Below are 23,144 nucleotides of genomic sequence, written 5' to 3' on the forward strand. Positions count from 1 at the left end.
ATGCCAATCAATATCCTGATGCCCGCCCTGTCGCCAACCATGACGGAAGGCAATCTCGCGCGCTGGCTGAAGAAAGAGGGCGACCAGGTCAAGGCCGGCGATGTGCTGGCCGAGATCGAAACCGACAAGGCGACCATGGAAGTCGAAGCCGTCGATGAAGGGACGCTCGCCAGGATTCTGGTTCCCGGCGGTGCCCAGGGCGTCAAGGTCAACGATGTCATCGCCATCCTTGTTGAAGAGGGCGAGGATGCCGGTGCGGTAAAGGCACCCGTCGCTTCGCCCCCACTCAACCTCCCCCCGAAGGGGGAGGTGCAGAATGGTGGGCCTGCTAAATCTCCCTCCTCCCTCCTTCAGGGGGGAGGTCGGGACGGGGGTATGCAAGCTCCCAAAGCCGGCGGCCGCATTGTCGCGACGCCGCTCGCGAGACGCGTCGCCGAGCAGCAGGGCATCGACCTAGCGACTGTCTCCGGCAGCGGCCCCAACGGTCGCATCGTCAGGGCGGATCTTGAAGGCGCGCCCAAGGGCGCTGCCAAGCCGGCGCCGGCTACCGCGAAGGTAGCTGCGGCCGCGACAGCGCCGGTCATTTCCAGCGCAGCGCAGTTCGGCGAACCGGCGTTCGACCTGGTTCCGCATACTTCGATGCGCAAGACGATCGCGCGGCGCCTGCAGGAATCGAAGCAGTTCGTCCCGCATTTCTATCTCACCATCGATTGCGAGATCGACAAGCTGCTCAAATTACGCGAGGAAGTGAACGCGGCCTCGCCCAAGGAAGGGCCCGCTGCCTACAAGGTTTCGGTCAACGATTTCGTTATCAAGGCATCCGCGTTGGCACTCGTCCAGGTTCCGACAGCCAACGCTTCCTGGTCCGATGACGGCATCAAGATGTACAAGTCGGCCGATGTTTCCGTCGCGGTTGCCATTCCCGGCGGCCTTATCACGCCGATCCTGCGCAATGCCGAGAGAAAGCGTATCACCGAGCTTTCCGCCGAGATCAAGGAACTCGCCGGCCGCGCTAAGCAGGGAAAGCTGAAGCCTGAAGAATATACCGGCGGCAGCTTCTCGGTTTCCAATCTCGGCATGTTCGGCATCAAGGATTTCAGCGCAGTCATCAACCCGCCGCAAGCCTGTATCCTGGCCGTGGGTGCGGGCGAGGAACGGGCCGTGGTGCGCAAGGGGCAGTTGGCCGTCGCCAATGTCATGACCTGCACGCTATCGGTCGATCACCGCGCGGTCGACGGTGCGATCGGTGCCGAATTCCTCGCCGCGTTCAAGCGCCTGATCGAACAGCCGCTCGGCATGTTGGTGTAGTCATGCGTCGTCTGATATCGACTTGTCTTGTCGCACTTGTCCTTGCTGGGCCGGCCATGGCGGAGGAACTCCGTGCGCCGCTGGAAAAACAATTCTTCGACTACTTCAGCGGCCAATGCGTGGCGGCTTTGGAATCGCAAGCCAAGTCGAAAGGGAAGCGCCTGGATGACGGTAGACTAGGAGAGAGCATCAAACAATATTGCGCATGCACATCGCAAGCCGTCGTGAGTCATCTTTCGGCCGGCGAGATGATCGCGTTTGCGAACGATCCGGAACAGGATCCTGCTGCCTCGAAGATGATGCCCTATTTTTCCCAATGCCAGGGCAAATAGGGCGCCGACTGACGGATGAAGACCTTCGCGCGATATCTGCTTGTCGCCATTGTGGCACTCATCGTCCTGAGCGCTTTGATGTTCGTCTGGGTTATGCAGCGCGACATCGACGTATCGACGCCGGAAGCGCGTTCACAGTATCACGATGCGATGGTGCTGGGATGCAAACTGCGACTGCCTGAAGTGACGAAGTCGGCCGGAATTGCCAGCGTATTGCATTCGGATCGTGTGATGTCGGTCTGTGATTGTGCCGTGACGCGCATCATTGACACCTATGCCATCGACGGCAAGCTCAGGCCGAGCGATGTGACGGAAGAGCAAACGGATGCGGCGGAACTCGCCTGCATCAGGGAATTGACGGCCCAATAGAGGGAAGCTCGCAATGACGGATACTTCTTTCGACCTCGTCGTGATCGGTGGTGGACCCGGCGGTTACGTGGCGGCCATCCGCGCGGCACAGCTCGGCCTCAAGACTGCCGTTGTGGAGCGCGAACATCTGGGCGGCATCTGTCTCAATTGGGGTTGCATTCCGACCAAGGCGTTGCTGCGCTCGGCCGAGATAGGACATCTGCTGAAGCATGCCGATGCCTATGGTTTCTCCGCGACGGGCGTTACCTTCGATCTCGCCAAGATTGTCGATCGGTCGCGGAAGGTAGCGGGCCAGCTCTCCGGTGGCGTCAAGCATCTCCTCAAGAAGAATAAAGTCGTTGTGTTTGACGGACAGGGCAAGCTCGTTGGTGCAGGCAAGGTAAGGGTCGAAAAAGACGGCAAGCCGGTTGCCGACGTCTCGGCCAAGAACATCATCCTCGCCACGGGGGCCCGCGCGCGCGTATTCCCCGGTCTTGAGCCGGACGGCAAGCTGATCTGGACATACAAGGAAGCGATGGTTCCGAACGTGATGCCGAAATCTCTGCTGGTCGTCGGCTCCGGCGCCATCGGCATCGAGTTCGCCAGCTTCTACCGCAATCTCGGTGCCGAGGTGACGGTGGTCGAGGTCATGCCCCGGATTCTCCCCGTTGAGGATGCCGAAATCTCGGCCTTCGCCCAGAAGTCGTTCGAGAAGCAGGGGATGAAGATCATGACCGGCGCCAATGTGAAGGCCTTCAAGAAAGGCGCCGACAATGTGACGGCGACCATCGAGGCGGGCGGTAAGTCCCAGGACATCACTGTCGATCGCGTCATCCTGGCCGTCGGGATCGTCGGCAATGTAGAGAACCTGGGTCTTGAAGGCACCAAGGTGAAGATCGAGAAGACCCACATCATCACCGACGGCTATGGTGCCACCGGTGAGCCCGGCGTTTATGCCATCGGCGATCTGACTGGCGCGCCCTGGCTTGCCCACAAAGCCAGCCACGAAGGTGTCATCTGCGTTGAGAAGATTGCCGGTATCAAAGATGTGCATCCGCTCGATACCCGGAACATTCCCGGCTGCACCTATTGCATGCCGCAGGTGGCCTCGGTCGGCCTCACCGAACAAGCCGCCAAGGATAAGGGCCATGAGGTCAAGGTCGGCCGCTTCCCCTTCATCGGCAACGGCAAGGCGATTGCGCTGGGCGAGTCCGAAGGCCTGGTGAAAACCGTGTTCGACGCCAAGACCGGCGAACTGCTGGGCGCGCATATGATAGGTGCCGAAGTGACGGAGCTTATCCAGGGCTACACTATTGCGCGAACCATGGAGACAACGGAGGCCGAATTGTTGCACACTGTCTTCCCGCATCCGACCATTTCGGAGACGATGCACGAAGCGGTACTGGCCGCCTACGGCCGGGCCATTCATATCTAGCCGATGGATATCTGCTGAGGGGAGTTACATGGAACCGAGTGAAATGGGGTCTATCTCGATCTGGCACTTCTTGATCGCGATCATCTTTACCGTCGTCATGATGTACCCATATGTACGGATCATTCAGAAAGCCGGTTATTCCGGCTGGTGGATCCTGGTCGGGATCGTTCCGCTCTTGAACCTGGTCATGCTATGGGTGTTTGCTTTGACGACCTGGCCGGTCGAGCGGCGCGCCCGTTCTGAAGATGTGTTCTAGCTGAGAGATTGATTTGACCGATACAACGCCCATCCTTCGCCATCCGGAAAAAGCCAAGCACCCGGATTCGCCCGTCCAGCGCAAGCCGGATTGGATCCGCGTCCGGGCACCGGGTGGCGAAGAGTATGGCAATACCCGCACACTGATGCGTAGGCTCGGCCTCAACACCGTGTGCGAAGAAGCAGCCTGCCCGAATATCGGCGAGTGCTGGTCGCAGAAACACGCGACCGTGATGATCCTGGGTTCCGTCTGCACCCGTGCCTGTGCTTTTTGCAATGTGGCGACTGGGCGCCCGGACAAGCTCGACCCGCATGAGCCTGCCCATGTGGCCGAGGCCTGTGCCGGCCTTGGCCTCAAGCATATCGTCATCACCTCGGTCGACCGCGACGATCTCGAAGACGGCGGCGCTGCGCATTTTGCCGAGACAATCCGCCGCATCCGCGAGCTGACGCCTGCGACCACGATCGAAGTCCTGACGCCGGACTTCCTCAGGAAGCCCGGCTCGATCGAGATCGTTGCCAACGCGGCGCCGGACGTCTTCAATCACAATCTCGAAACCGTGCCGCGGCTCTATCGCCGGGTGCGCCCGGGTGCGCGCTACTACAACTCGCTGCGGCTCCTCAATCGTGCCAAGGAGATCAACCCCTCGCTCTTCACCAAGTCCGGCATCATGGTGGGCCTGGGCGAAACCGTGGAAGAGGTTGGCCAGGTGATGGACGATCTGCGTGCGGCGGAGGTCGATTTCTTGACCATCGGCCAGTATCTGCAGCCGACCAAGAAGCACCACCATGTCGACCGCTTCGTGACGCCGGCGGAGTTCGGCCAGATGAAGCGGATGGGGCAGGGGAAGGGATTCCTGTTGGTGGCTTCATCGCCGCTTACGCGTTCCTCGCATCACGCGGGCGAGGATTTCCAGCGGCTTCGTGCCGCGCGCGAAGCACAATTGGCGGCCGCGGTCTGATATCGAACGAGCATGACCGCGCGTACGCATACCGAGGAACGGATCTTTCCCTATCGTGCCGACCAGATTTTCGACTTGGTGGCAGATGTCGGAAAATATCCTGAGTTCCTGCCCTGGTGCACCGGCGCCCGCATTCGCGAGGCGAGAGCCGACATGATTCTGGCCGACCTCATGATCGGCTTCAAAATGGTGCGGGAAAAATTCACCAGCAAAGTCTGGCTGAACCGGCAGGATCTGCGCATCGATGTCGAATTCGTCGACGGGCCGTTCCGCTATCTCAAGAATCATTGGACCTTCACCGACATCGGCGGCGGTCAGTGCCGAATCGGGTTTTACCTGGAGTTCGAGTTCAAATCGGTGGTGCTGCAGAAACTGATCGGCGTGCTGTTTCACGAGGCAGTGAAGCGCATGGTCGCTGCATTCGAGGCCCGGGCCCGACAGCTCTATGGACCGGTTTCAGTGTCCTGAATCTCCGAAAATTCGATTTGGGTGAGATGAAGAGAGTTTATTTTCACTTTGATAATAAAATAAAAAATTCTACGTAACCCACAAAGCGCCCGGTTCCCGCCATCCGCAGGCCCGGGAATTGCGTAGCATCTTCGACGTTCTTTCAAAGATCTGCTCCGGCGTGCAGGTCGCACTTGAATGCGCGTTAACGGTTGCCCAAATTGTTAACGGAACGACGGTACCCTCCCGAGAGTTCGTTTCCCGATGCGCCACTTAGATCGGGGCCGGATGAGCGAGGCTAACGGCCCCGGTTGCGGGCCGTAGGTCCCAGGGATAGTCTGCCGCTATTGAGAAAAGGCGCAAAGAATCATTATGTCCGAGACCTCCCCAAAGACACAGAATTACCCAGTCCTGCCATTGCGCGACATCGTGGTCTTCCCCCACATGATCGTGCCGCTCTTCGTCGGCCGCGAGAAATCCGTGCGGGCCCTCGAGGATGTGATGAAGGAAGACAAGCAGATCCTCTTGGCCACGCAGAAGAACGCCGCCCAGGACGATCCCGGCGCCGGCGACATCTACGAGGTCGGCACGGTCGGTACGGTTCTGCAGCTCCTGAAGCTGCCCGACGGCACCGTCAAGGTGCTGGTCGAGGGCGGACAGCGCGCCCGCATCACGAAGTTCGTCGATAATGACGCCTTTTTCGTTGCCGAGGCGGCACTGATCGTCGACGCGCCGCTCGAAGGCAAGGAGATCGAAGCGCTCGCGCGCTCGGTCGTCTCTCAGTTCGAACAATACATCAAGCTCAACAAGAAGATTCCGCCCGAAGTCCTCGTTTCGATAAATCAGATCGAGGATGCGGCCAAGCTCGCCGACACGGTCGCCTCGCACCTGGCACTCAAGATCCCTGAAAAGCAGGAGATACTGGAATGCGCCACGGTCGCCGAGCGGCTGGAGAAGGTCTATGCCTTCATGGAAGGCGAGATCGGCGTGCTCCAGGTTGAAAAGCGCATCCGCAGCCGCGTGAAGCGCCAGATGGAGAAGACCCAGCGCGAGTACTATCTGAATGAGCAGATGAAGGCCATTCAGAAGGAACTCGGCGAGGGCGAGGAAGGCCGCGACGAAGTGGCCGAAATCGAAGATCGCATCAAGAAGACCAAGTTCTCGAAGGAAGCGGCCGAGAAGGCCATGGGCGAGGTGAAGAAGCTTCGCACCATGAGCCCGATGTCGGCCGAAGCCACGGTCGTGCGCAACTATCTCGATTGGCTGCTCTCCATTCCGTGGAACAAGCCGACCAAGGTGAAGCGCGACATCAAGCTCGCTGAGAAGGTGCTCAACGAGGATCATTACGGCCTGGAGAAGGTCAAGGAGCGCATCCTCGAATATTTGGCCGTGCAGCAGCGCCAAAAGAAGATCAAGGGGCCGATCCTGTGCCTCGTCGGCCCTCCGGGTGTAGGTAAGACCTCGCTCGGCAAGTCGATCGCGCGTGCCACGGGCCGCACCTTTTCGCGCATCAGCCTCGGCGGCGTGCGTGACGAAGCGGAAATCCGCGGTCACCGGCGCACTTATATTGGCTCTATGCCGGGCAAGATCATCCAGGCGATGAAGAAGGCGAAATCGTCCAATCCGCTCTTCCTGCTCGACGAAATCGACAAGCTGGGTTCGGATTATCGTGGCGATCCGTCATCGGCCTTGCTTGAGGTCTTGGACCCCGAGCAGAACGTGAACTTCAACGACCATTATCTCGAGGTCGATTACGACCTGTCGGATGTCATGTTCATCACGACGGCCAACAGCCTCCGTATGGCACAGCCGCTCCTGGACCGCATGGAGATCATCCGCATTCCCGGTTACACCGAGGATGAGAAGGTCGAGATCGCGCTTCGTCACCTGGTCCCGAAGCAGATCAAGGATCACGGACTGAAGAAGGGCGAATGGGTGCTCTCGGAAGACGCCATCCGCGACCTCGTGCGCTATTACACGCGCGAAGCCGGTGTGCGTAACCTGGAGCGCGAGATCGCCAATCTCGCGCGCAAGTCGATCAAAGAGATTCTGATGAAGAATCTCAAGAAGGTCACCATCAACCGCCGCAATCTCGGCAAATATGCCGGCGTGCGCAAGTTCCGTTACGGCGAAGCCGAACTCACCGACATGGTCGGCGTCACCACGGGGCTTGCCTGGACGGAAGTTGGCGGCGAGATTCTGACGATTGAAGCCGTGACCGTGCCCGGCAAAGGTCGTGTCATCGCCACCGGCAAGCTCGGCGATGTGATGAAGGAATCGGTGCAGGCCGCCGAATCCTTCGTGAAGTCTCGTTCGATTGAATTCGGCATCAAGCCGACCGTATTCAATCGCAAGGACATCCATGTGCATGTTCCGGAAGGTGCGACGCCCAAGGATGGTCCCTCGGCCGGTATCGCCATGGTCACCACCATCGTCTCGGTCCTCACCGGAAACCCGGTACGCCGCGATGTGGCGATGACGGGCGAAGTCACCTTGCGCGGTCGCGTGCTGCCGATCGGCGGTTTAAAGGAAAAGCTGCTGGCAGCGCTTCGTGCCGGCATCAGGACGGTGTTGATCCCCAGTGAAAACGAAAAGGATCTTGCCGATATCCCGGAGAATGTGAAGAAAGGCCTGCACATCATTCCGGTTCAGGCGGTTGATGAAGTGTTGAAGAACGCACTGGTCAATCCGCTGACGCCGATCGAATGGGTCGAGCCTCCGGAAGTCGATCATACCGTCAAGAAAGACGGCGAAGACGAGGTCGGCGGCATCGTCACGCATTGATCTTTCGTTGATTTGTCTCAATTAAATCGCGGCACCCAGGGCAAAAACCCTCGGTGCCGCGATTGATTTTTGGACCGGCCCGGTTCTAATATCCGCGCGCCTTCTTGCGGGGATGGGCGAGCAGGGCTAAGCGATCCAGTAATAAAGGGGTTATCCGTGAATAAAAACGATCTCATCGCCGAAGTCTCGCAGGATACAGGTTTGTCGAAGGCCGATGCAGCCAAGGCCGTCGATTCCGTGTTCGATGCCATCACCCGCTCGCTCAAGGCCGAACAGGAAGTGCGTCTCGTCGGCTTCGGTAATTTCCATGTCGCCAAGCGTGAGGCCAGTGTGGGCCGCAACCCGCGCACTGGCGAGGAGATTCAGATTCCCGCGTCCAAGCAGCCGAAGTTCAAGGCCGGCAAGGGCCTCAAGGACGCGATCAACTAAGTAGTGGAACACCGGAGCAGACTCATCTCGTGAGTCTGCGACCTGGGGGCGATTAGCTCAGTTGGTAGAGCGTCTCGTTTACACCGAGAATGTCGGCGGTTCGAGTCCGTCATCGCCCACCAGCCTTCGCTTCGTCCGGTCCGGAGACATGGGTAACAGGTCGTACCGGAGACATTGGTTGCAACCCGGAGCCAAACGGGTTGTCTGTGGGTTGCAGGGCCTTCTAGCTCAGTTCCCACCTGAACCCCACCACCGGAAACACGGCACCGCCGACATATTCCTCACGCGGCGCCGCGATGCGTTGCCCACCCATGCGTTTATAGAAGCCGATGGCGGCGTGATTCTCCGCGAGGCACCAGATGCTGGCGGCGCGGCTGCCGGTCTCCCACAGCGCGACAAAGGCCGCCTGCACGAGTTGACGGCCGATACCCATCTCGCGCCAGTCGGTGGCGACATAAAGCATGTAGACCTCGCCCTCGGCAGTTGGGCGGCCTTCGCGTGCCGGGCCGAAGGTGGCGAAACCCACGACCTCGCCCTCGGCAATAGCGACCAGGGTATGCCGCCGGTCGTCGGCACGCGCCAGCGTGCGGGTCCAGCCGATGATGTGGCGTCGGGGATCGAGCTGCAGCAGGTGCCGTTCGGGGAGGAGACCGGCATAGGCGTCGCGCCAGCTTTCGACATGCACCCTGGCGATACCGTCCGCGTCCTCGGCGCGGGCGATCCTTATGCTGGCTGTCGGCCTGTCCTGGTCGGCTTGCATGAGTTCATCATGAGCCCTTGGCCGGCAAAAGAAAACGCCGGCATCGGGGGGATGCCGGCGAGTCGTTCTAAGGGGGGTCGAGATGGTCTGTGGAACTGTACCTGCGGTTGCAGGGCAGGCGCCCCTTACCGCAACAACTCCACTGTAACAGGCAATTCGTTGAAAATGGATGACCAGCGTTCCATCATCGTGTGAGTAAATGCGGACAAAAGGTCGGTGGTCGACTTTTTCTTACAGGACATCCTCCAGAACCCGATTGAGGCTGGCCTTCATGATCTCGACGATCGTTCCCAGTTCGGCGCGCGTGGCGATATAGGGTGGCGACATGATGGCGATATCGCCAGCCACGCCATCGACATTGCCGCCTACCGGATAGCAGATGAGCCCGTTGGCGAAGCAGCGGTCGCGCAGGCGCTGATAGATGGCCAGTGCCGGATCGAACGGGGTCTTGGCCGCCCGGTCGGCGACCATCTCGATCGCCCAGAAAAAACCGCGCCCACGGATATCGCCGACATTCGGATGACCGGCGAATGCCGCTCGCAGGAGTGTTTCGAAATAGAGCCCGTCATCGTGTACCTTTTCGACTAGATGGTCGCGGAGCATGATCTTCTGTACGGCGACGCCCGCCGCGCAGGCCAGGGTGTGGCCGGTGAAGGTGTGGCCCGTGAGAAGCCCCCCATCCTTGGCGAACATCGGGCCCTTCAGGCGGTCGTGATAGATCGTGCCGCCCAGCGGCACATAGCCGGCGGCCAGGCCCTTGGCCACGGTCATGATGTCCGGCTCGACGCCGTCATGCGCCAGTGCGCGCCAGGTGCCGGTGCGGCCAGATCCGCACATGACCTCGTCGGCGATCATCAGTACGCCATGCTTGTCGCAGATGCCGCGCACCAGTTTGGCATAGCCCGGCGGGGCGGGAACGCAGCCGCCGGCGGCCCCTACCACGGGTTCGAAGATGAAGGCGGCGACGCGGTCGGGACCCAGTTCCAGGATCTTGTCCTCAAGCTCCCGCGCGCAATATTGGCCGACCGCGACCGGATCGATCCGGCCGCCGCTCTGGGCCAGATAGCCCGCCGGCGGGCGATAGACATTGGCCGGGGAGAGCAGGTGGGAGGGCATCAACGCGCCCTCGAAGGCCGCGCGCCGGGCGGCAAAGCCTGAAATCGAAGTGGCGCCCATCGTATTGCCATGCCACGAGCGCTCGCGGCTGATGAACAGGCGCCGGCTTTTTTGCCCGATGGCCGTCTGGTACTGCAGCGCGATCTTCAGCGCCGATTCGACCGCCTCCGATCCGCTGGTGTTGAACGTCATGTTGCGTAGGCCGCCGCCGCAGCGCCCGGCCACGATCGCCGTCAGTTCCTCCAGCGGATCGCTGGTGAAGGTGTAGCGATAGCCATGGGCGATACGGTCGAGCTGTGCCTTGATCGCATCGTTCACTTCCTTGTTGGCATGGCCTAGGGCGTAGACCGCGGGACCGGCTGAACCGTCGAGATAGCGCCGGCCATGGGTATCGAAGATGTAGCAGCCCTCGCCGTAATCAACCTTCGGCAGTCGCCCGGGCTCCCAGTCCATCACCTTGCTGTGTGTTTCGACCTTGTCGCTTGTGGCCGCGGTTGACATTCGGCGCTCCCTTTGGCTGCTATGGCCATCGGTCATGCCAAGCGGGTGGACCGGGAGTCAAGCGCGGTCGTGATGCGGGTAAGGGAGAAGATGGCGATTCTATATGCGGCGGAAGCGGAAGAGGCCGCGCAATGGACAGATTCGTTGCGGGCACTCGATCAAAGTCTCGACATCCGCTTCTGGCCGGATTGGGGCGATCCGGCCACCGTCGATTTCGTCATCGTCGGCGGCCGGTCGCCGGGCGATCTCTCGATCTTCCCCAAGCTGAAGGCGATCCAGTCGACCTGGGCCGGCGTCAACCATTTGCTGCGCTCGGCGGGACTTCCCGCCGGTGTGCCGATCGCGCGGATGGTCGATCGCGGTCTGACCGGCAGCATGACGGAGTTTGTCGTCTATCAGGTGCTGGACGATTGGCGCCGTGGCCCCGAACTGCGCGCTGCGCAGAAAGAGGCGCGCTGGCTGGAGACGCTGCCGCGCCGCGCGCAGGACTGCCGCGTCGGCATTCTGGGGCTGGGCACGCTCGGTATTGATATCGCCATCAAGCTCAGCGCACTTGGGTTCGCCGTTCGCGGGTGGAGCAGGTCGCCCAAAGAGGCGGGATCCGCCATCACCAGCTTTGCCGGAGCTTCGGCCCTGCCGGACTTCCTCAAGGACCTCGATATCCTCGTCTGCCTCCTGCCGCTGACGCCGGAGACGGAGAACATTCTCGATGCCAGGCGCTTTGCGCATCTGCCGCAGGGCGCGGTGCTCGTCAATGTCGGGCGGGGCGCGCAGCTCAACGAGCCGGACCTCATCGCCGCCCTCGACAGCGGTCGCATCCGCCGCGCTATTCTCGACGTTTTCCGCGAGGAACCTCTGCCTGAAAGCCATCCGTTCTGGCGGCATCCCCACGTCACCCTGACGCCGCACGTCGCGGCGATTACCCGGGCCGGCACGGGTGCGGACGATATTCTTGAGAACTACCGCCGCGCCATGAGCGGCCAGCCGCTTCTCAACCAGGTGGATGTGACTAAAGGATATTGATCCTGTTCAGGTACTTGGATGCGTCGATTTAACCTGGCTTTAACAGGCTTCGACGCATGCTGCGGAAACTTGCCGACCTCTTCGGTCGGTGAAGCGTGGAGCAAGCCCGGTTGGCAATCAGGCGGCATCATCTTATCGAAGAGGCCAAGGCCGAACTCGATCTCGCTTACGAGGCAGTGAAGCGGGCCGAGCAGGCCGTCATGGTGCTCGAATTCGAATATAACGAGCGCATGCAAGACGTCTCAGGCGACGCGATGACAGAACTCATCGCCGAGAAGGAGAAGAAGCAGGAATCGTATACGCTCGATGCCCTATACGAGGTCCAGAATGAAAGCGCCCAGCGCTTTGCCCTGGTCAGCGCCGCTTTCGCGATCGTCAGTTCGGTTCCGGACGAGGAAATGTCGCTCGATCTGATCAAGCGTATTCTTTTCCGGCGCGATTTCCTGCGCCGTCATAAACTGGAAGTCGACAAATTCATCCGCGGTTTTCACCGGGGCCTGCGCGAGTATATGCGCAAGGAGAGCAGCCCCGAGGCCGACCAGGCGGTTCGGACTGCCTGGGCCGAGATCGAGCGCATGACCGGCCAGCAGGCCAGGGAAGCCAAGGCTGCCTGATCCGGGGCCGCTTGATCCGGGAAAGGCCCTTTCCCGAACCTAAGTATCTGTAAATGCGAATGAGTTGCAAAAGCTTCTGGCCTGGGCTAGTAAGTTGCATATGAGTTGCATTTCCATTCTAATTCCAAAGAGGGGCAGATGACGAAAGCGCGGAAACTGTTGGCTGGAACGGCCATGGCGATGGGATTGGGCCTTTTTGCGGGCGGCTGCGCCAATGCCGAGGTGCCGGACCAGGCCGCAATCCTGAAGACCTATGCCGATATCGCCGAGGCCATGTATGGCGACGCCATCTTATCGGCTGGCAAGCTGCAGGCTGCGGTCGACAAGCTTATTGCGGAACCGACCGACGCCAATCTCAAGGCCGCCCGTCAGGCATGGATCGACTCCCGTCCGGCCTACATGCGTACCGAAGGCTTCCGCTTCGGCAATCCGGAGGTCGACGACCTCGAAGGCCTCGTCAACGCCTGGCCGCTTGACGAAGGTCTGATCGATTATGTCGACGGCGCCTCCTATGGCGACAGTTCGGACAGCAATCCCTTCTATACGCTCAACGTCATCGCCAACAAGGAACTGCAGATCGGCGCCGACAAGGTCGACGCCGGCACCATCGACAAGAAGCTGCTGCAGTCGCTGCAGGAAGTGGGTGAGAACGAGGCCAATGTCGCCATCGGCTATCACGCCATCGAGTTCCTGCTCTGGGGCCAGGATCTCAACGGCACCGGTCCGGGCGCCGGCAACCGTCCGGCCAGCGATTATGACGCCAAGAACTGCACCAATGGCAATTGCGACCGCCGCGCTGCCTATCTGAAGGCCGCGACCGATCTTCTCATCGAAGATCTCGGCCAGATGCAGGGCACCTGGGCCGAAAGTGGCGCGGCCCGCCAGCGCTTGGTCAAGGGCGATGCCAAGGAAGGTATTGCCGGCATCCTGACCGGCCTCGGCAGCCTCTCCTATGGCGAACTCGCCGGCGAACGCACCAAGCTCGGCCTCATGCTGCACGATCCGGAAGAGGAGCATGATTGCTTCAGCGACAATACGCACAACTCGCACTATTACGACCAAGTCGGCATGGTCGACATCTACAACGGCAGCTACACCCGCGCCGACGGCAGCGTGGTGAAGGGGCCGAGCGTCAAGGATCTGGTTGCCGCCAAGGATGCCAAGGTGGGCGACCGCGTGATTGCCGCCATGGCCGACGCCAGCAAGGCGATGCAGGTTATGAAGGATACCGCTGACAGCGGCAAGGAGGCCTATGACCAGATGATCGGCCCGGACAATGCGGACGGGAACAAGATCGTCGACAATGTGGTCACGACCTTGGTCGCCCAGGCGCATGCAGTTGAAGCCGCGGTTGCGGCACTTGGCCTCAAGATCAGCGTGGAAGGATCCGACAGCCTCGACAATCCTTCCGCCGTGAGCCAGTAATGAGGCGAGAGATCGCCCAACGCTGATTGAACGGGACGATCGCAGGATGGGTCTTGCGAGACATGCCTAGGCTACCGGGTCATAGCCCGATCAACCGCCGCCGAGTGATTCAGTCACTCGGCGGCGTCGTTCTTGCGGCTGCCTGCGGTTATGCCGGCGGCTGGGCCTTGGCGGAGGGCGGAAAGGGGGCGGGACAACCCTATCCGCAGGCACCGGCCATGCCGCCCGATGCCAGGGTCCGGAAGTTCGCTCTTGACGCCGGGCCCAGGCCGCGTCAGCTCATCCCCGCGCCCGCTGCGCCCACCGATGTGCTCGACTATGGTGACGGCCCGACCATTCTCCGCATCAAGCACGGCGAGTGGGTCGAAGCAACTCTCGGCAATCGACTTCGCGAACACACGACCGTCCATTGGCACGGTATTCGGGTGCCGATCGCCATGGACGGCGTGCCTTACCTGACGCAGCCGCCGGTGATGCCGGGCGAGAGCTTCACCTATCGGTTCCGGCCGCCTGATACAGGTACATTTTTCTTCCATCCTCATTGCAACACGGTTGAACAGCTGGGCCATGGCCTCGCCGGCATTCTCATCGTCGAAGGCGACGAAACGCGTCCGCACGATCACGATCTCGTCTGTGTCTATCGCGACTGGCGCATCGATGCGGCGGGCAGGTACTTGCCGATGCTGACCGATGCCGGCGCCAGCAAGGCGGGAACCTTCGGCGATCATCGCACGGTCAACGATCAGGTGCGGCCGGTCTTCAAAGTGCCGGCAGGCGGCGACATCCGTATCCGCTTCCTCAACGTCGATATGTCGCGCATCGTCGATCTCGGCGTGATGGGCGCCGAGGCCTGGCTGATCGCCACCGATGGCAATGCGCTCGCGCCGCAAAAACTGAAATCGTGGCGCATGGGCCCCGCCATGCGCGCCGATCTGACCTTGCGTGCCCCCGCGAAGTCCGGCACCCGCATTCAGCTTGTCAACTATTATGCGCCTCAGCCGGTCGTCATGGCCGAGCTTGAAGCGGTTGGCGAGGCGCTGGTTCGACCGGATTTCGAACCGGCACCGCTGAAGCCGGCTGCCATACCCGAGCCGCGGCTCGACGGTGCCGAGACTTTCCAGCTGCGTCTCAGTGCCAGTTCGGCGCCAGCCGACTTGCCGCTCGATCTTGTTCTGCCGGATGGATCGGTCCTTCGCTATGCCGACGCCCTTTGCTTGGCGCCGAGAACCTTCTGGGCCCTTAACGGCCAGCCCTGGCCCAGCCAGTCGCACGAAGTTCTGCCGCCGCCCCTGGTCACGTTTCGGCGCGGCGAGACCTATATCGTCGAGCTCATCAATCAGACGCCACATATGCACCCGGTGCATCTCCATGGCCATACGTTCAAGGTTCTTTCGTCCAGCAAGGGCGATATCCTGCCGCATTTCGCCGATACGACCTTGGTGGCGCCCAAGGAACGTGTGAAGATCGCCCTGGTCGCCGACAATCCCGGCGATTGGATGATTCATTGCCATATCATCGAGCATCAGGACACCGGCATGATGGGAATCTATCGTGTGGCGTAGGACCGGGACCGCATCCGCCTTCGCGCTTCTTGCTATCTGCGCGCTGTCGGCGGCAACGTTCGTTCCCGTCCGCGCCGACGAGCCCGCAAAGCCCAATCACGTCGTCAAGGTCATCCGCGATCCAGCACTTGGCGACGATGCCGTGGCGCGGATGGAGAATGTAATCGGCCAGTCGATCTTCGAGCGCATCTGGGTGTCGGCACCGTCTTCGACCGAAGCCGCGGACGGTCTCGGCCCGATGTTCAACGCGCGCTCCTGTGCTGCCTGTCACCCTGGCGGCGCGCACGGAACCTTGTTCAACAAGGACGGTACAATGAGCCCCTCGCTGCTTGTCCGCCTGGGCAGCAAGAAGAACGGTGCTGCCGACCCGCTCTATGGGCATCAGCTGCAGACCGAGGCGGCGCGCGGCATACCGCCAGAAGGCAGTTTTGCTTTCGACTTCGCCGCGGCGGAAACGAAACTTGCCGACGGGACGGTCGTGTCCCTGCAGCGGCCGGTCGTGACGCTCGGCAATCTTGCCGACGGCCCGCTTGCGCCGCAGACGGTGACCGGCCTGCGCCTGGCGCCTGCCATTCATGGCATGGGGCCGCTGGGCCGAATTCCTGTCGCCGCGATAGAGGCAATGGCGGATCCTGAAGATAAGAACGGCGACGGCATCTCCGGGCGCCTCCATTGGCTAAGCGCCGATCGGCAGGTGCTCGGCCGCTTCGGCTGGAAAGCGGTCCAGCCCACCGTGGAAATGCAGAATGCACATGCCTTCTTCGCCGATATGGGTCTATCGACGCCCCTCTTTACCGACGCCTATGGCGAATGCACCGAACGCCAGGAACTCTGTCGCGCCGCCCCAAGCGGGGCCTCCGCTCAATTCGAGGATCTGGAAGTCACCAGCACCTTGACCAGGGTTCTCGACCGCTTCGTTGCCGAAGCGGTATTGCCGGACGGCCCAAGGCAGGATGTGGCACCCGAAACCCTGCGGAAAGGTCGTGACATCTTCGCGGCGGCGGGTTGCGTGTCTTGCCACGCGGCTGGCTACGACATTCAATGGCCAGATGGCAGCGACGGGACGCGCCACATTGCGCCCTATACGGACCTGCTGTTGCACGATATGGGCGACGGGCTGGCTGAGGATCTCATGGAAGGCAATGCCGAGGGCCGCGAATGGCGAACGGCGCCACTCTGGGGCCTGCGCTGGGCTGTGGTTCACAATGCCGATGCGGCATTGCTCCATGACGGCCGGGCGCGCAACATCCTGGAAGCGATCCTTTGGCATGGCGGCGAAGCCTTGCCCGCGCGCGACCGTGTCGCCAGCCTGCCGGCGGCTGACCGCCAGGCGCTGATTTCATTTCTCTCCAGTCTGTGAAAGCCAAACATGACGGACCGCCCCGACAGCATCACACGACGCCAGACATTGGCCGCCATTCTTGCTGCCGGCATGGCTCCGGCGCTTGCGCGCGGAGCACGTGCCGAGATGGCCGATTTCGGAACCTTCAACGCCGGCTATGGCGCCCAGATTGTGTTGCCTGCCTTCGACAATCTCAATGCGGCGACGACCTCCTTTGCAGCACAGGTCGATACTTTCGCGACCGCGCCGGACGAGGCGGGGCTGGAGGTTCTCAAGAACGGATTTGGCGATATCGCTGATGCCTGGGCGGCGTCACAACAGTTCCGCATCGGCGCCTTGGCACAGGAACAGCGTTCGGAGCGTTTCGCCTATTGGCCGGAACGCCGCAACATCGTCGAGAAGCAGCTGCATTCTCTGCTGGGGGTGAAGGGGGGCGAAGGCTTGGCGGCAGGGGAATTCGCCGCCGGCAGTGTTGCCATCCAGGGTTTGCCGGCGCTTGAGCGAATCCTGTTCGGCGAAGATGACGGGCGGGACCTGCTGAAAGGTGACATGTCAGGCCGTCGTCGCGCCGTCCTCGCGGCCATCGCTCACAATCTCAATGCCATCGCACAGGAAACGAAATCCGTATGGAGCGCGAATCTGAAGATTCCCGCAAAGGCCGCGTCAATTTTCGCCGCCAATCCGGAGGAGGGGACGGCGCAATCCTACACCAACCTCCTCACCATCATGCAGATCGTGGCCGAACAAAAGACCGGTGCCACCTTGGGCGGAGCCGACGCAGCCAGCGCAAAACCCAAAGCAGCCGAACAGTGGCGCTCGGGCCGTTCGATGCGCAACATCCTCATCAATCTGGCGACGGCGCGCCGCTCGGTTCTGGATAATGGCGGATTCGCCGAACTTCTCGGCGTCGGTCGGACCGATCTCAAGCAGAGCCTGGCCAAGGCGTTCGACGATGCGATTGCCGCGGCTGAGGCTGTCGGCGGCAATCTGCCGGATGCCGTCAGCCATCCGGAAAAGCGCAAGTCTGTCACCGACTTCCTGGTCAAGGTGAACCATCTGCGCGATCTTCTGCGTCAGCAGGTTCCGCCTGCAATCGGTATCACACTCGGCTTCAACGAGCTGGACGGGGATGGGTCGTGATCGCCACCCATCTTGCCGCTTGCGGCCTTGACTCCCGCTTTGCAGCCGTTGCGCTCAATGATCGGGGAGAAAAGCTATGGAAATGCTGCCTGGATTACCGCGCCCACGACATACCGGTCGATCCCGCGCGCCACATCTGCGCCGTGATCGGCCGCAAGCCCGGACCGCGCATATCGGTCTGCGACTTCCGCACGGGTGCTGTCCTGCGTGTACTCGTGCCGCTGCCGGACTGCACTTTTGACGGCCATGGAATCTTCTCCGCCGCCGGCGATCAGCTCTACACCACGCAGAGCGAGGGCAAGGGGCAACGCGGTGCGATCGGTGTCTACGACGTCGCAACCGGCATGTTGCGGCGGCGTTTTTCGACTTATGGTATCGAGCCCCATGAATTGCTCTGGTTGGAAAATGGGCGCAACCTCGTCGTTGGCAATGGCGGTATCGTCGATCGCAATGCGACCGATCCGATCGACTCCAGCCTGGTATGCATCGACGCCGCGAATGGCGACCTGATCGGCAAGACTGTGCTGGAGGAGGATCTAGAAACACTCTCCTTGCGTCATCTCGCGCGGCTAAGCGACGGTCGGATCGTCTGCGGTGCGCAGGACCAGGATCCGGCGACGGATCTGCGCCCGCTGGTTTTTGCGATGGACCGGTCCGGCGGCGCAACGGCGTTCGATTTGCCGCGCGACATCCATCGGCGCCTTGCCGGCTATATCGGCAGCATCGCGGTCGATCGTTCTGGCGAGATTGTCTGTGCAACGTCGCCCCGCGGCGGTCTTGCGGTCTTCTGGACAAAGAGCGGCGACTACCTTGGAGCGGCGGAGCTTGCCGACGTCTGCGGCGTCGCCGCAGGTAGCGGGCCGGGCCAATTCCTGCTGACTTCGGGTCACGGCCACCGACTGCTGGTCACGGCCGCCAGTCAGGCTGGGATAAGCGTTGCGACCCTGTCTACGGCCGACGGCGTTCAGTGGGACAATCATTTGTCATCGGTTGCGGCTCTCGTCTAGGTTTCGCGCAGCGCTGCCATGCGCGCCAGCATCATGGTGATGTGGTTGCGGCGGATATAGCCCACGGCTTCGAAATCGTTGATTTCGAGCGCACGCTGCGTTTCCTCGACTTCGTGCAGGAAGTGCGTGACCTCGGCGCGCATATCGGCTTCGTTCATCCAGCCAAACCAGAAGCGATCGGTCTGGTGATAAAGGATCTCGATGAAGTCGCGCAGCATGCGCGAGCCGATGACGTTATTGACGATATTATGGAACCGCTCGCACAATTCCGAGAATTCCGCGAGCGGCATGCCGCCGCGGCGCCCCAGCAGCGTCTTGACGCGCAGATGCACGGCCTTCAGCTCGGCCAGGTCCTTGTGGGACAAGGGGCGTGGATTGGTATGCCCGATCATCGCTGCAAGCTGGCAACGCAGATAGTAGGCTTGGTCGATTTCGGTGCGGTCCAGATCCGTAACAGTGACACCGACGCCGTTCTTGATGCTGACCAGTCCGTCGGTGGCAAGCCGCTGCAGCGCCTGGCGCACGGGCGTACGGCTGAGGCCGAATTCCGTCGCCAGCTCCGATTCACTGAGGCGCGTGCCCGGTGGATAGGTGCGCGTGGCAATGCGCTGGCGCAGCTGCTCATAGATTTGCGTCGGCGAAACGGCGCGACCGTTCGCCATTTCGTCCGCCGACAGCTTCCTGCCTCGTTTCTTCGTGCCGCGCGCCTGTTGCATGATCAGGTATGAAGTCCATGATTCTAACACTGCATCCTAACTATCCTGCCCATGCTTGGTGTCAATAGAGCTGTATATAGCTCGCTCGGCAAAGGGTCTCCTTTCCGGCTGGATTCGGCATGGGAAAGGCGTCCATACTCCGGAACCTCATGGGGGTGAGTACGCCGGATATGGATGAGGACGTAGCTGGGATTATCGCGGCTGCCGAACACCCGACTCTCAAGCGGATCGTCGCGCTGTGGGACGAAAAGAGAGCGGGCCGCCGCTGGCCGAGCCGGGCTGACTTCGATCCTATCCAGATGAAATATGCCCTGGGCGATCTCAGTCTCTACGATGTCGAAGATGACCCCCGGCGCTATCGGTGTCGCCTCGACGGCACGCGCCAGGTTGATCTGTTCGGGGTCGATTGCACCGGCCGCTATCTCGATGAGAGCTTCCCGCCCGAATATTACGCGCTGGCCCATCGCAGCTTCACCCGTGCAGTGGACGAAGGGCGCCCGCTCTATTTCCAGCGCCAGGTTCCCTATGCCGGCCGCTTGATTCACTACGAAGTGGTGATGCTGCCGCAATCCTCGGACGGCCGGCAGGTTGACCAGCTGATGGTTGCCCTCACCCCACACTGGGACTGACCCCGCCCATCTGTGCGCTTCGTCACGCCGAACCTGTGCTCCCGGTCACTGCGCAAAATCCGGAGATACCCTAATTCTTGAACCAACGGGCCGAATGGCCTCATCGGTTGGGAAAGGGATCAGATCATGAAACGCTTTGTTTTGGCTGGCGCCTTGATGCTGCTGACGTCCACCGCCTTTGCGCAGACCTATCAGCCCTACCAGCAGGGCGGCGCCAACACCTATAACCAGGATTTGGCCGAGTGTCAGGCCTACGCCAATCAGGTCAGCCCCGTTCAGGACGCGGCCGTGGGCGCCATCGGCGGCGCTGCCGGCGGCGCCGCGCTGGGCGCCCTCTCCGGTGCCCTGTTCAAGGGCGTGTCGGTCGGCGAGGGGGCCGCGGTGGGTGCTGCCGCCGGCGGCGTCCTGGGCCTTGCGGGCGGGGCTTATACCGGCACCCAGAACCAGAAGCAGGTGCTTAACAATTGCATGCGCGGCCGCGGCTATTCGACGTATTACTAACCCCTTCCCGGGGGCCTACGCTCACTTAAATTTGACTGTGCGGTAGGGTAGGGAAACGCTCTATACTACGTGTGAAATAGTGGCTATCTGGCGGCTAGGCAAAACGGCCCGGCGCCGGGACGGAAAGCAGAAAGGATCTTCAAGATGAAACGGATCGTGGCGGCTGTTCTGACGGCCTCGTTGCTGGCGGGTTGTTCCAGCTACAGCCAGCCGATGGTCGACACCAAGGGGGTCGATCAGTCGCGCTATTCCCAGGACAATTACGAGTGCGAACAATACGCCAATCAGGTCAGCCCGGTCGGCGACGCTGCTGTCGGCGCCGTCGGCGGCGCTGCGGCCGGTGCGGCCCTGGGTGCCATCACGGGCGCCCTGGTGGGTGGTGTTAGCGCTGGCGAAGGTGCTGCTTTCGGCGCGGCCTCAGGCGGCGCCCTGGGCCTTGGCGGCGGTGCGGTCACCGGCGTCCAGAACCAGCGTGATGTCTATCGTCGCTGCATGGCGGGGCGCGGCTATAACGTCTTGAACTGATGGTTCAATGTCAAAAAGAACCCCGCTGCCGCCTGGGCGGAAGCGGGGTTTTTTTGTGACCTGGCTGTCCCGGCGTGCTTTTCTCTTGCAGAGCAAGGGTATTGGTCATTATTTGCAGTGCAGCATAAGCCGCCGGATGGCGGCTTCAGCCCGAAAGAGACCATTATGGACATCAGCAAGATCAAGATCGGCGAGAACCCGCCCTACGACCTCAACGCCATCATCGAAATTCCGCTCGGCGGCACGCCGGTGAAATACGAACTCGACAAGGAATCGGGTGCGATGTTCGTCGACCGTTTCCTCTATACGGCGATGTTCTATCCCGGCAATTACGGCTTCATCCCGCATACTTTGGGCGGTGATGGCGATCCTTTGGACATCATCGTCCTCGGCCCCACGCCGGTCGTTCCGGGTGCCGTGGTGCGCTCGCGCCCCGTAGGCTGCCTGATGATGGAAGACGAGGCTGGCGGCGACGAGAAGATCATCGCAGTTCCGGTCGACAAGCTGCATCCCTTCTACTCGAATGTCAGTTCCTATCGCGACCTGCCGGAGGTTCTGCGCGAACAGGTCCGGCATTTCTTCAGCCACTATAAGGATCTGGAGAAGGGCAAGTGGGTGAAGTTCGCCCGCTGGGCCGAGACCGAGGAAGCGGTCGACCTGATCCGCAAGGCGATCGAGGCGGGCGCACACAAATAAGTCGCAATAAACGGAATAATTACTGCGCAAAACGCGCATATTTATTGCGTAACCCTTGACTTTTCCCGCGCTCTGTGCGAAGCAGGCGGTGTCGTTTCTGGAATCTTCCAGCGCCGCTTCCTTTCTTCAGGAGAGAGGGGAGAGCTGGCATCAGCGGAAGATGATCCCGGCCACTCTAACCAGGGAGGGTGCGTAAGAAACATGACTCCACCGGCGATACGTCCCGACAATCTGGCTCTGACAGCAGATTGAAAACTCAGCTCTGAGAACCGGGGATACCGAGGGGTCCGATCCCCAGCCACCGGGCGGACCTGAGGGCGGCGGCGAAAAGGGGGTTCTCCCCAATCCCAATTCCGCCCATTTAGATCCCCGCGACAAATCGAAGCGAAACCCGCCGGGCCGAGGCCGCGGCGGGTTTCATTTTGTCGACGCACCCTTTCCCTCCATGCGTGCCAGCGGGCATAGTGCTGCGGAAGAAAAAGATTCCTTGAGCCTGGAACGGCAGGGGCGGCGATGGCGGATTTCTCTCTCTCCGGTCAGGTGGCGCTGGTAACGGGTGCCTCCGGCGATCTCGGGCGGCATTTCGCGACCGTGCTGGCGGAAGCCGGCGCCGGCGTCGTGCTGATGGCAAGGCGCGGCGACCTGGTCGCGGCCGAGGCCGAAAAACTCCGCGCCAGCGGCCGCAAGGCCGCCGCCGTCACGGGCGACATTACCTTGCCCCAAGGCATCAACGCCGCCTTCGCCGCCGCCGAGAACGCGCTCGGGCCCATTTCGCTCCTGGTCAACAATGCCGGCATCTCGCTCACCGCACCGTCGCTCGATCTTCCTGACGACGATTGGGATGCGGTGATCGATACCAACCTCAAGGGCGCTTGGCTGGCGTCCCAGGAAGCTGCCCGCCGCTGGGTCGCGGCCAAGCGGCCCGGAAACATCGTCAACATCGCCTCGATCCTGGGGCTGCGTGTCGCCAGCCAGACGCTGCCTTATGCGGTCTCGAAAGCAGGCCTCATCCAGATGACGCGCGCCTTGTCGCTGGAATGGGCACGCCACAATATCCGCGTCAATGCGCTGGCGCCCGGCTATATCCGCACCGCGCTCAACGACGAATTCTTCGCCACCGAGGCGGGTGCCGCCCTCATCAAGCGCATTCCGCAGCGGCGGCTCGGCGCCCCTGACGATCTCGACGGCCCGCTCCTGCTGCTGGCTTCCGAGGCCTCCCGCTACATGACGGGGACGGTTCTCGCCGTCGATGGCGGTCATCTCAATTCGAGTCTCTAGAAAGGCCCG

At 61.5% G+C, this 23,144-nt stretch carries 24 protein-coding genes and 1 tRNA gene; 22 read left to right on the forward strand and 3 right to left on the reverse strand.

Annotated elements, in window-relative coordinates; all coding sequences use genetic code 11:
* From ACE3TY_RS09935 to ACE3TY_RS09980, 10 genes are all read left to right on the forward strand, one after another.
* Complete coding sequence (locus ACE3TY_RS09935; RefSeq protein WP_374652872.1) at positions 1–1,308, forward strand: pyruvate dehydrogenase complex dihydrolipoamide acetyltransferase; 1,308 nt, start codon at positions 1–3, stop codon at positions 1,306–1,308.
* 56 nt (positions 1,309–1,364) lie between these two features.
* Entirely contained in the window at positions 1,365–1,640 is a 276-nt protein-coding gene (locus ACE3TY_RS09940; RefSeq protein WP_374652873.1) for a hypothetical protein, read from the forward strand.
* Between the two features lie 15 nt (positions 1,641–1,655).
* Complete coding sequence (locus ACE3TY_RS09945; protein WP_374652874.1) at positions 1,656–2,009, forward strand: hypothetical protein; 354 nt, start codon at positions 1,656–1,658, stop codon at positions 2,007–2,009.
* 13 nt (positions 2,010–2,022) lie between these two features.
* Complete coding sequence (gene lpdA / locus ACE3TY_RS09950; RefSeq protein ID WP_374652875.1) at positions 2,023–3,423, forward strand: dihydrolipoyl dehydrogenase; 1,401 nt, start codon at positions 2,023–2,025, stop codon at positions 3,421–3,423.
* A 28-nt stretch (positions 3,424–3,451) separates the two neighbouring features.
* Complete coding sequence (locus tag ACE3TY_RS09955; RefSeq protein WP_374652876.1) at positions 3,452–3,679, forward strand: hypothetical protein; 228 nt, start codon at positions 3,452–3,454, stop codon at positions 3,677–3,679.
* A 7-nt stretch (positions 3,680–3,686) separates the two neighbouring features.
* Entirely contained in the window at positions 3,687–4,640 is a 954-nt protein-coding gene (gene lipA, locus ACE3TY_RS09960; RefSeq protein ID WP_374653033.1) for a lipoyl synthase, read from the forward strand.
* A gap of 12 nt (positions 4,641–4,652) precedes the next feature.
* A complete protein-coding gene (locus tag ACE3TY_RS09965; protein ID WP_374652877.1) occupies positions 4,653–5,108 on the forward strand; it encodes a type II toxin-antitoxin system RatA family toxin in 456 nt (151 codons plus the stop codon).
* Positions 5,109–5,459: 351 nt separating this feature from the next.
* Positions 5,460–7,871, forward strand: a complete 2,412-nt coding sequence (gene lon / locus ACE3TY_RS09970) for an endopeptidase La (protein WP_374652878.1) — start codon at positions 5,460–5,462, stop codon at positions 7,869–7,871.
* Between the two features lie 156 nt (positions 7,872–8,027).
* Positions 8,028–8,300 carry an HU family DNA-binding protein gene (locus ACE3TY_RS09975; protein WP_374313106.1) on the forward strand — a complete coding sequence of 91 codons (273 nt, stop codon included), beginning with the start codon at positions 8,028–8,030 and terminating at the stop codon, positions 8,298–8,300.
* Positions 8,301–8,346: 46 nt separating this feature from the next.
* Positions 8,347–8,422 (forward strand) — tRNA-Val (locus tag ACE3TY_RS09980).
* 101 nt (positions 8,423–8,523) lie between these two features.
* Here ACE3TY_RS09980 and ACE3TY_RS09985 read toward each other — a convergent pair.
* Both ACE3TY_RS09985 and ACE3TY_RS09990 read right to left on the reverse strand, forming a co-directional pair.
* Complete coding sequence (locus ACE3TY_RS09985; RefSeq protein ID WP_374652879.1) at positions 8,524–9,060, reverse strand: N-acetyltransferase family protein; 537 nt, start codon at positions 9,058–9,060, stop codon at positions 8,524–8,526.
* Between the two features lie 231 nt (positions 9,061–9,291).
* Entirely contained in the window at positions 9,292–10,677 is a 1,386-nt protein-coding gene (locus tag ACE3TY_RS09990; protein WP_374652880.1) for an aspartate aminotransferase family protein, read from the reverse strand.
* Between the two features lie 90 nt (positions 10,678–10,767).
* Here ACE3TY_RS09990 and ACE3TY_RS09995 point away from each other — a divergent pair, with 90 nt between their 5' ends.
* The 7 genes from ACE3TY_RS09995 (at position 10,768) to ACE3TY_RS10025 (ending at position 18,790) form a co-directional block, all read left to right on the forward strand.
* Positions 10,768–11,700: a 2-hydroxyacid dehydrogenase gene (locus tag ACE3TY_RS09995; RefSeq protein WP_374652881.1), complete on the forward strand. Its 933-nt coding sequence runs from the start codon at positions 10,768–10,770 to the stop codon at positions 11,698–11,700.
* Between the two features lie 110 nt (positions 11,701–11,810).
* Positions 11,811–12,314, forward strand: coding sequence for a hypothetical protein (locus ACE3TY_RS10000; protein ID WP_374652882.1), 504 nt, complete (start codon positions 11,811–11,813; stop codon positions 12,312–12,314).
* A 138-nt stretch (positions 12,315–12,452) separates the two neighbouring features.
* Positions 12,453–13,739, forward strand: a complete 1,287-nt coding sequence (locus tag ACE3TY_RS10005) for an imelysin family protein (protein WP_374652883.1) — start codon at positions 12,453–12,455, stop codon at positions 13,737–13,739.
* Positions 13,740–13,843: 104 nt separating this feature from the next.
* The gene (locus ACE3TY_RS10010; protein WP_374652884.1) at positions 13,844–15,301 is read left to right on the forward strand and encodes a multicopper oxidase family protein; all 1,458 of its coding nucleotides are present in this window, start codon (positions 13,844–13,846) and stop codon (positions 15,299–15,301) included.
* Positions 15,291–16,661: a di-heme oxidoredictase family protein gene (locus ACE3TY_RS10015; RefSeq protein WP_374652885.1), complete on the forward strand. Its 1,371-nt coding sequence runs from the start codon at positions 15,291–15,293 to the stop codon at positions 16,659–16,661. The genes ACE3TY_RS10010 and ACE3TY_RS10015 overlap by 11 nt, the downstream gene beginning before the upstream one ends.
* 9 nt (positions 16,662–16,670) lie before the next feature.
* A complete protein-coding gene (locus tag ACE3TY_RS10020; RefSeq protein ID WP_374652886.1) occupies positions 16,671–17,783 on the forward strand; it encodes an imelysin family protein in 1,113 nt (370 codons plus the stop codon).
* Positions 17,780–18,790: a DUF1513 domain-containing protein gene (locus ACE3TY_RS10025; protein WP_374652887.1), complete on the forward strand. Its 1,011-nt coding sequence runs from the start codon at positions 17,780–17,782 to the stop codon at positions 18,788–18,790. Before ACE3TY_RS10020 ends, ACE3TY_RS10025 begins: the two co-directional genes overlap by 4 nt.
* Here the strand turns inward: ACE3TY_RS10025 and ACE3TY_RS10030 are convergent.
* Positions 18,787–19,506 carry a GntR family transcriptional regulator gene (locus ACE3TY_RS10030; protein WP_374652888.1) on the reverse strand — a complete coding sequence of 240 codons (720 nt, stop codon included), beginning with the start codon at positions 19,504–19,506 and terminating at the stop codon, positions 18,787–18,789. The two genes, ACE3TY_RS10025 and ACE3TY_RS10030, sit on opposite strands and share 4 nt — an antisense overlap.
* 155 nt (positions 19,507–19,661) lie before the next feature.
* Here ACE3TY_RS10030 and ACE3TY_RS10035 point away from each other — a divergent pair, with 155 nt between their 5' ends.
* The 5 genes from ACE3TY_RS10035 (at position 19,662) to ACE3TY_RS10055 (ending at position 23,135) form a co-directional block, all read left to right on the forward strand.
* Entirely contained in the window at positions 19,662–20,135 is a 474-nt protein-coding gene (locus ACE3TY_RS10035; RefSeq protein WP_374652889.1) for a PAS domain-containing protein, read from the forward strand.
* Positions 20,136–20,261: 126 nt separating this feature from the next.
* Positions 20,262–20,636 carry a hypothetical protein gene (locus tag ACE3TY_RS10040; RefSeq protein WP_374652890.1) on the forward strand — a complete coding sequence of 125 codons (375 nt, stop codon included), beginning with the start codon at positions 20,262–20,264 and terminating at the stop codon, positions 20,634–20,636.
* Positions 20,637–20,780: 144 nt separating this feature from the next.
* The gene (locus tag ACE3TY_RS10045) at positions 20,781–21,161 is read left to right on the forward strand and encodes a hypothetical protein (RefSeq protein ID WP_374652891.1); all 381 of its coding nucleotides are present in this window, start codon (positions 20,781–20,783) and stop codon (positions 21,159–21,161) included.
* 165 nt (positions 21,162–21,326) lie between these two features.
* Complete coding sequence (gene ppa, locus ACE3TY_RS10050) at positions 21,327–21,857, forward strand: inorganic diphosphatase (RefSeq protein WP_374652892.1); 531 nt, start codon at positions 21,327–21,329, stop codon at positions 21,855–21,857.
* Between the two features lie 513 nt (positions 21,858–22,370).
* Positions 22,371–23,135 carry an SDR family NAD(P)-dependent oxidoreductase gene (locus ACE3TY_RS10055; protein ID WP_374652893.1) on the forward strand — a complete coding sequence of 255 codons (765 nt, stop codon included), beginning with the start codon at positions 22,371–22,373 and terminating at the stop codon, positions 23,133–23,135.
* Positions 23,136–23,144 lie beyond the last annotated feature (9 nt).

This window comes from Dongia sp. (assembly GCF_041918875.1).
Lineage (GTDB): Bacteria > Pseudomonadota > Alphaproteobacteria > Dongiales > Dongiaceae > Dongia.

Excerpts from the sequence above, each read along its gene's own strand:
- ACE3TY_RS09935 (WP_374652872.1), top strand. The coding sequence starts at position 1 with ATGCCAATCAATATCCTGATGCCCGCCCTGTCGCCAACCATGACGGAA.
- ACE3TY_RS09940 (WP_374652873.1), top strand. The coding sequence starts at position 1,365 with ATGGCGGAGGAACTCCGTGCGCCGCTGGAAAAACAATTCTTCGACTAC.
- ACE3TY_RS09945 (WP_374652874.1), top strand. The coding sequence starts at position 1,656 with ATGAAGACCTTCGCGCGATATCTGCTTGTCGCCATTGTGGCACTCATC.
- lpdA (WP_374652875.1), top strand. The coding sequence starts at position 2,023 with ATGACGGATACTTCTTTCGACCTCGTCGTGATCGGTGGTGGACCCGGC.
- ACE3TY_RS09955 (WP_374652876.1), top strand. The coding sequence starts at position 3,452 with ATGGAACCGAGTGAAATGGGGTCTATCTCGATCTGGCACTTCTTGATC.
- ACE3TY_RS09965 (WP_374652877.1), top strand. The coding sequence starts at position 4,653 with ATGACCGCGCGTACGCATACCGAGGAACGGATCTTTCCCTATCGTGCC.
- lon (WP_374652878.1), top strand. The coding sequence starts at position 5,460 with ATGTCCGAGACCTCCCCAAAGACACAGAATTACCCAGTCCTGCCATTG.
- ACE3TY_RS09985 (WP_374652879.1), bottom strand. The coding sequence starts at position 9,060 with ATGCAAGCCGACCAGGACAGGCCGACAGCCAGCATAAGGATCGCCCGC.
- ACE3TY_RS09990 (WP_374652880.1), bottom strand. The coding sequence starts at position 10,677 with ATGTCAACCGCGGCCACAAGCGACAAGGTCGAAACACACAGCAAGGTG.
- ACE3TY_RS09995 (WP_374652881.1), top strand. The coding sequence starts at position 10,768 with ATGGCGATTCTATATGCGGCGGAAGCGGAAGAGGCCGCGCAATGGACA.
- ACE3TY_RS10005 (WP_374652883.1), top strand. The coding sequence starts at position 12,453 with ATGACGAAAGCGCGGAAACTGTTGGCTGGAACGGCCATGGCGATGGGA.
- ACE3TY_RS10020 (WP_374652886.1), top strand. The coding sequence starts at position 16,671 with ATGACGGACCGCCCCGACAGCATCACACGACGCCAGACATTGGCCGCC.
- ACE3TY_RS10030 (WP_374652888.1), bottom strand. The coding sequence starts at position 19,506 with ATGCAACAGGCGCGCGGCACGAAGAAACGAGGCAGGAAGCTGTCGGCG.
- ACE3TY_RS10040 (WP_374652890.1), top strand. The coding sequence starts at position 20,262 with ATGAAACGCTTTGTTTTGGCTGGCGCCTTGATGCTGCTGACGTCCACC.
- ACE3TY_RS10045 (WP_374652891.1), top strand. The coding sequence starts at position 20,781 with ATGAAACGGATCGTGGCGGCTGTTCTGACGGCCTCGTTGCTGGCGGGT.
- ppa (WP_374652892.1), top strand. The coding sequence starts at position 21,327 with ATGGACATCAGCAAGATCAAGATCGGCGAGAACCCGCCCTACGACCTC.
- ACE3TY_RS10055 (WP_374652893.1), top strand. The coding sequence starts at position 22,371 with ATGGCGGATTTCTCTCTCTCCGGTCAGGTGGCGCTGGTAACGGGTGCC.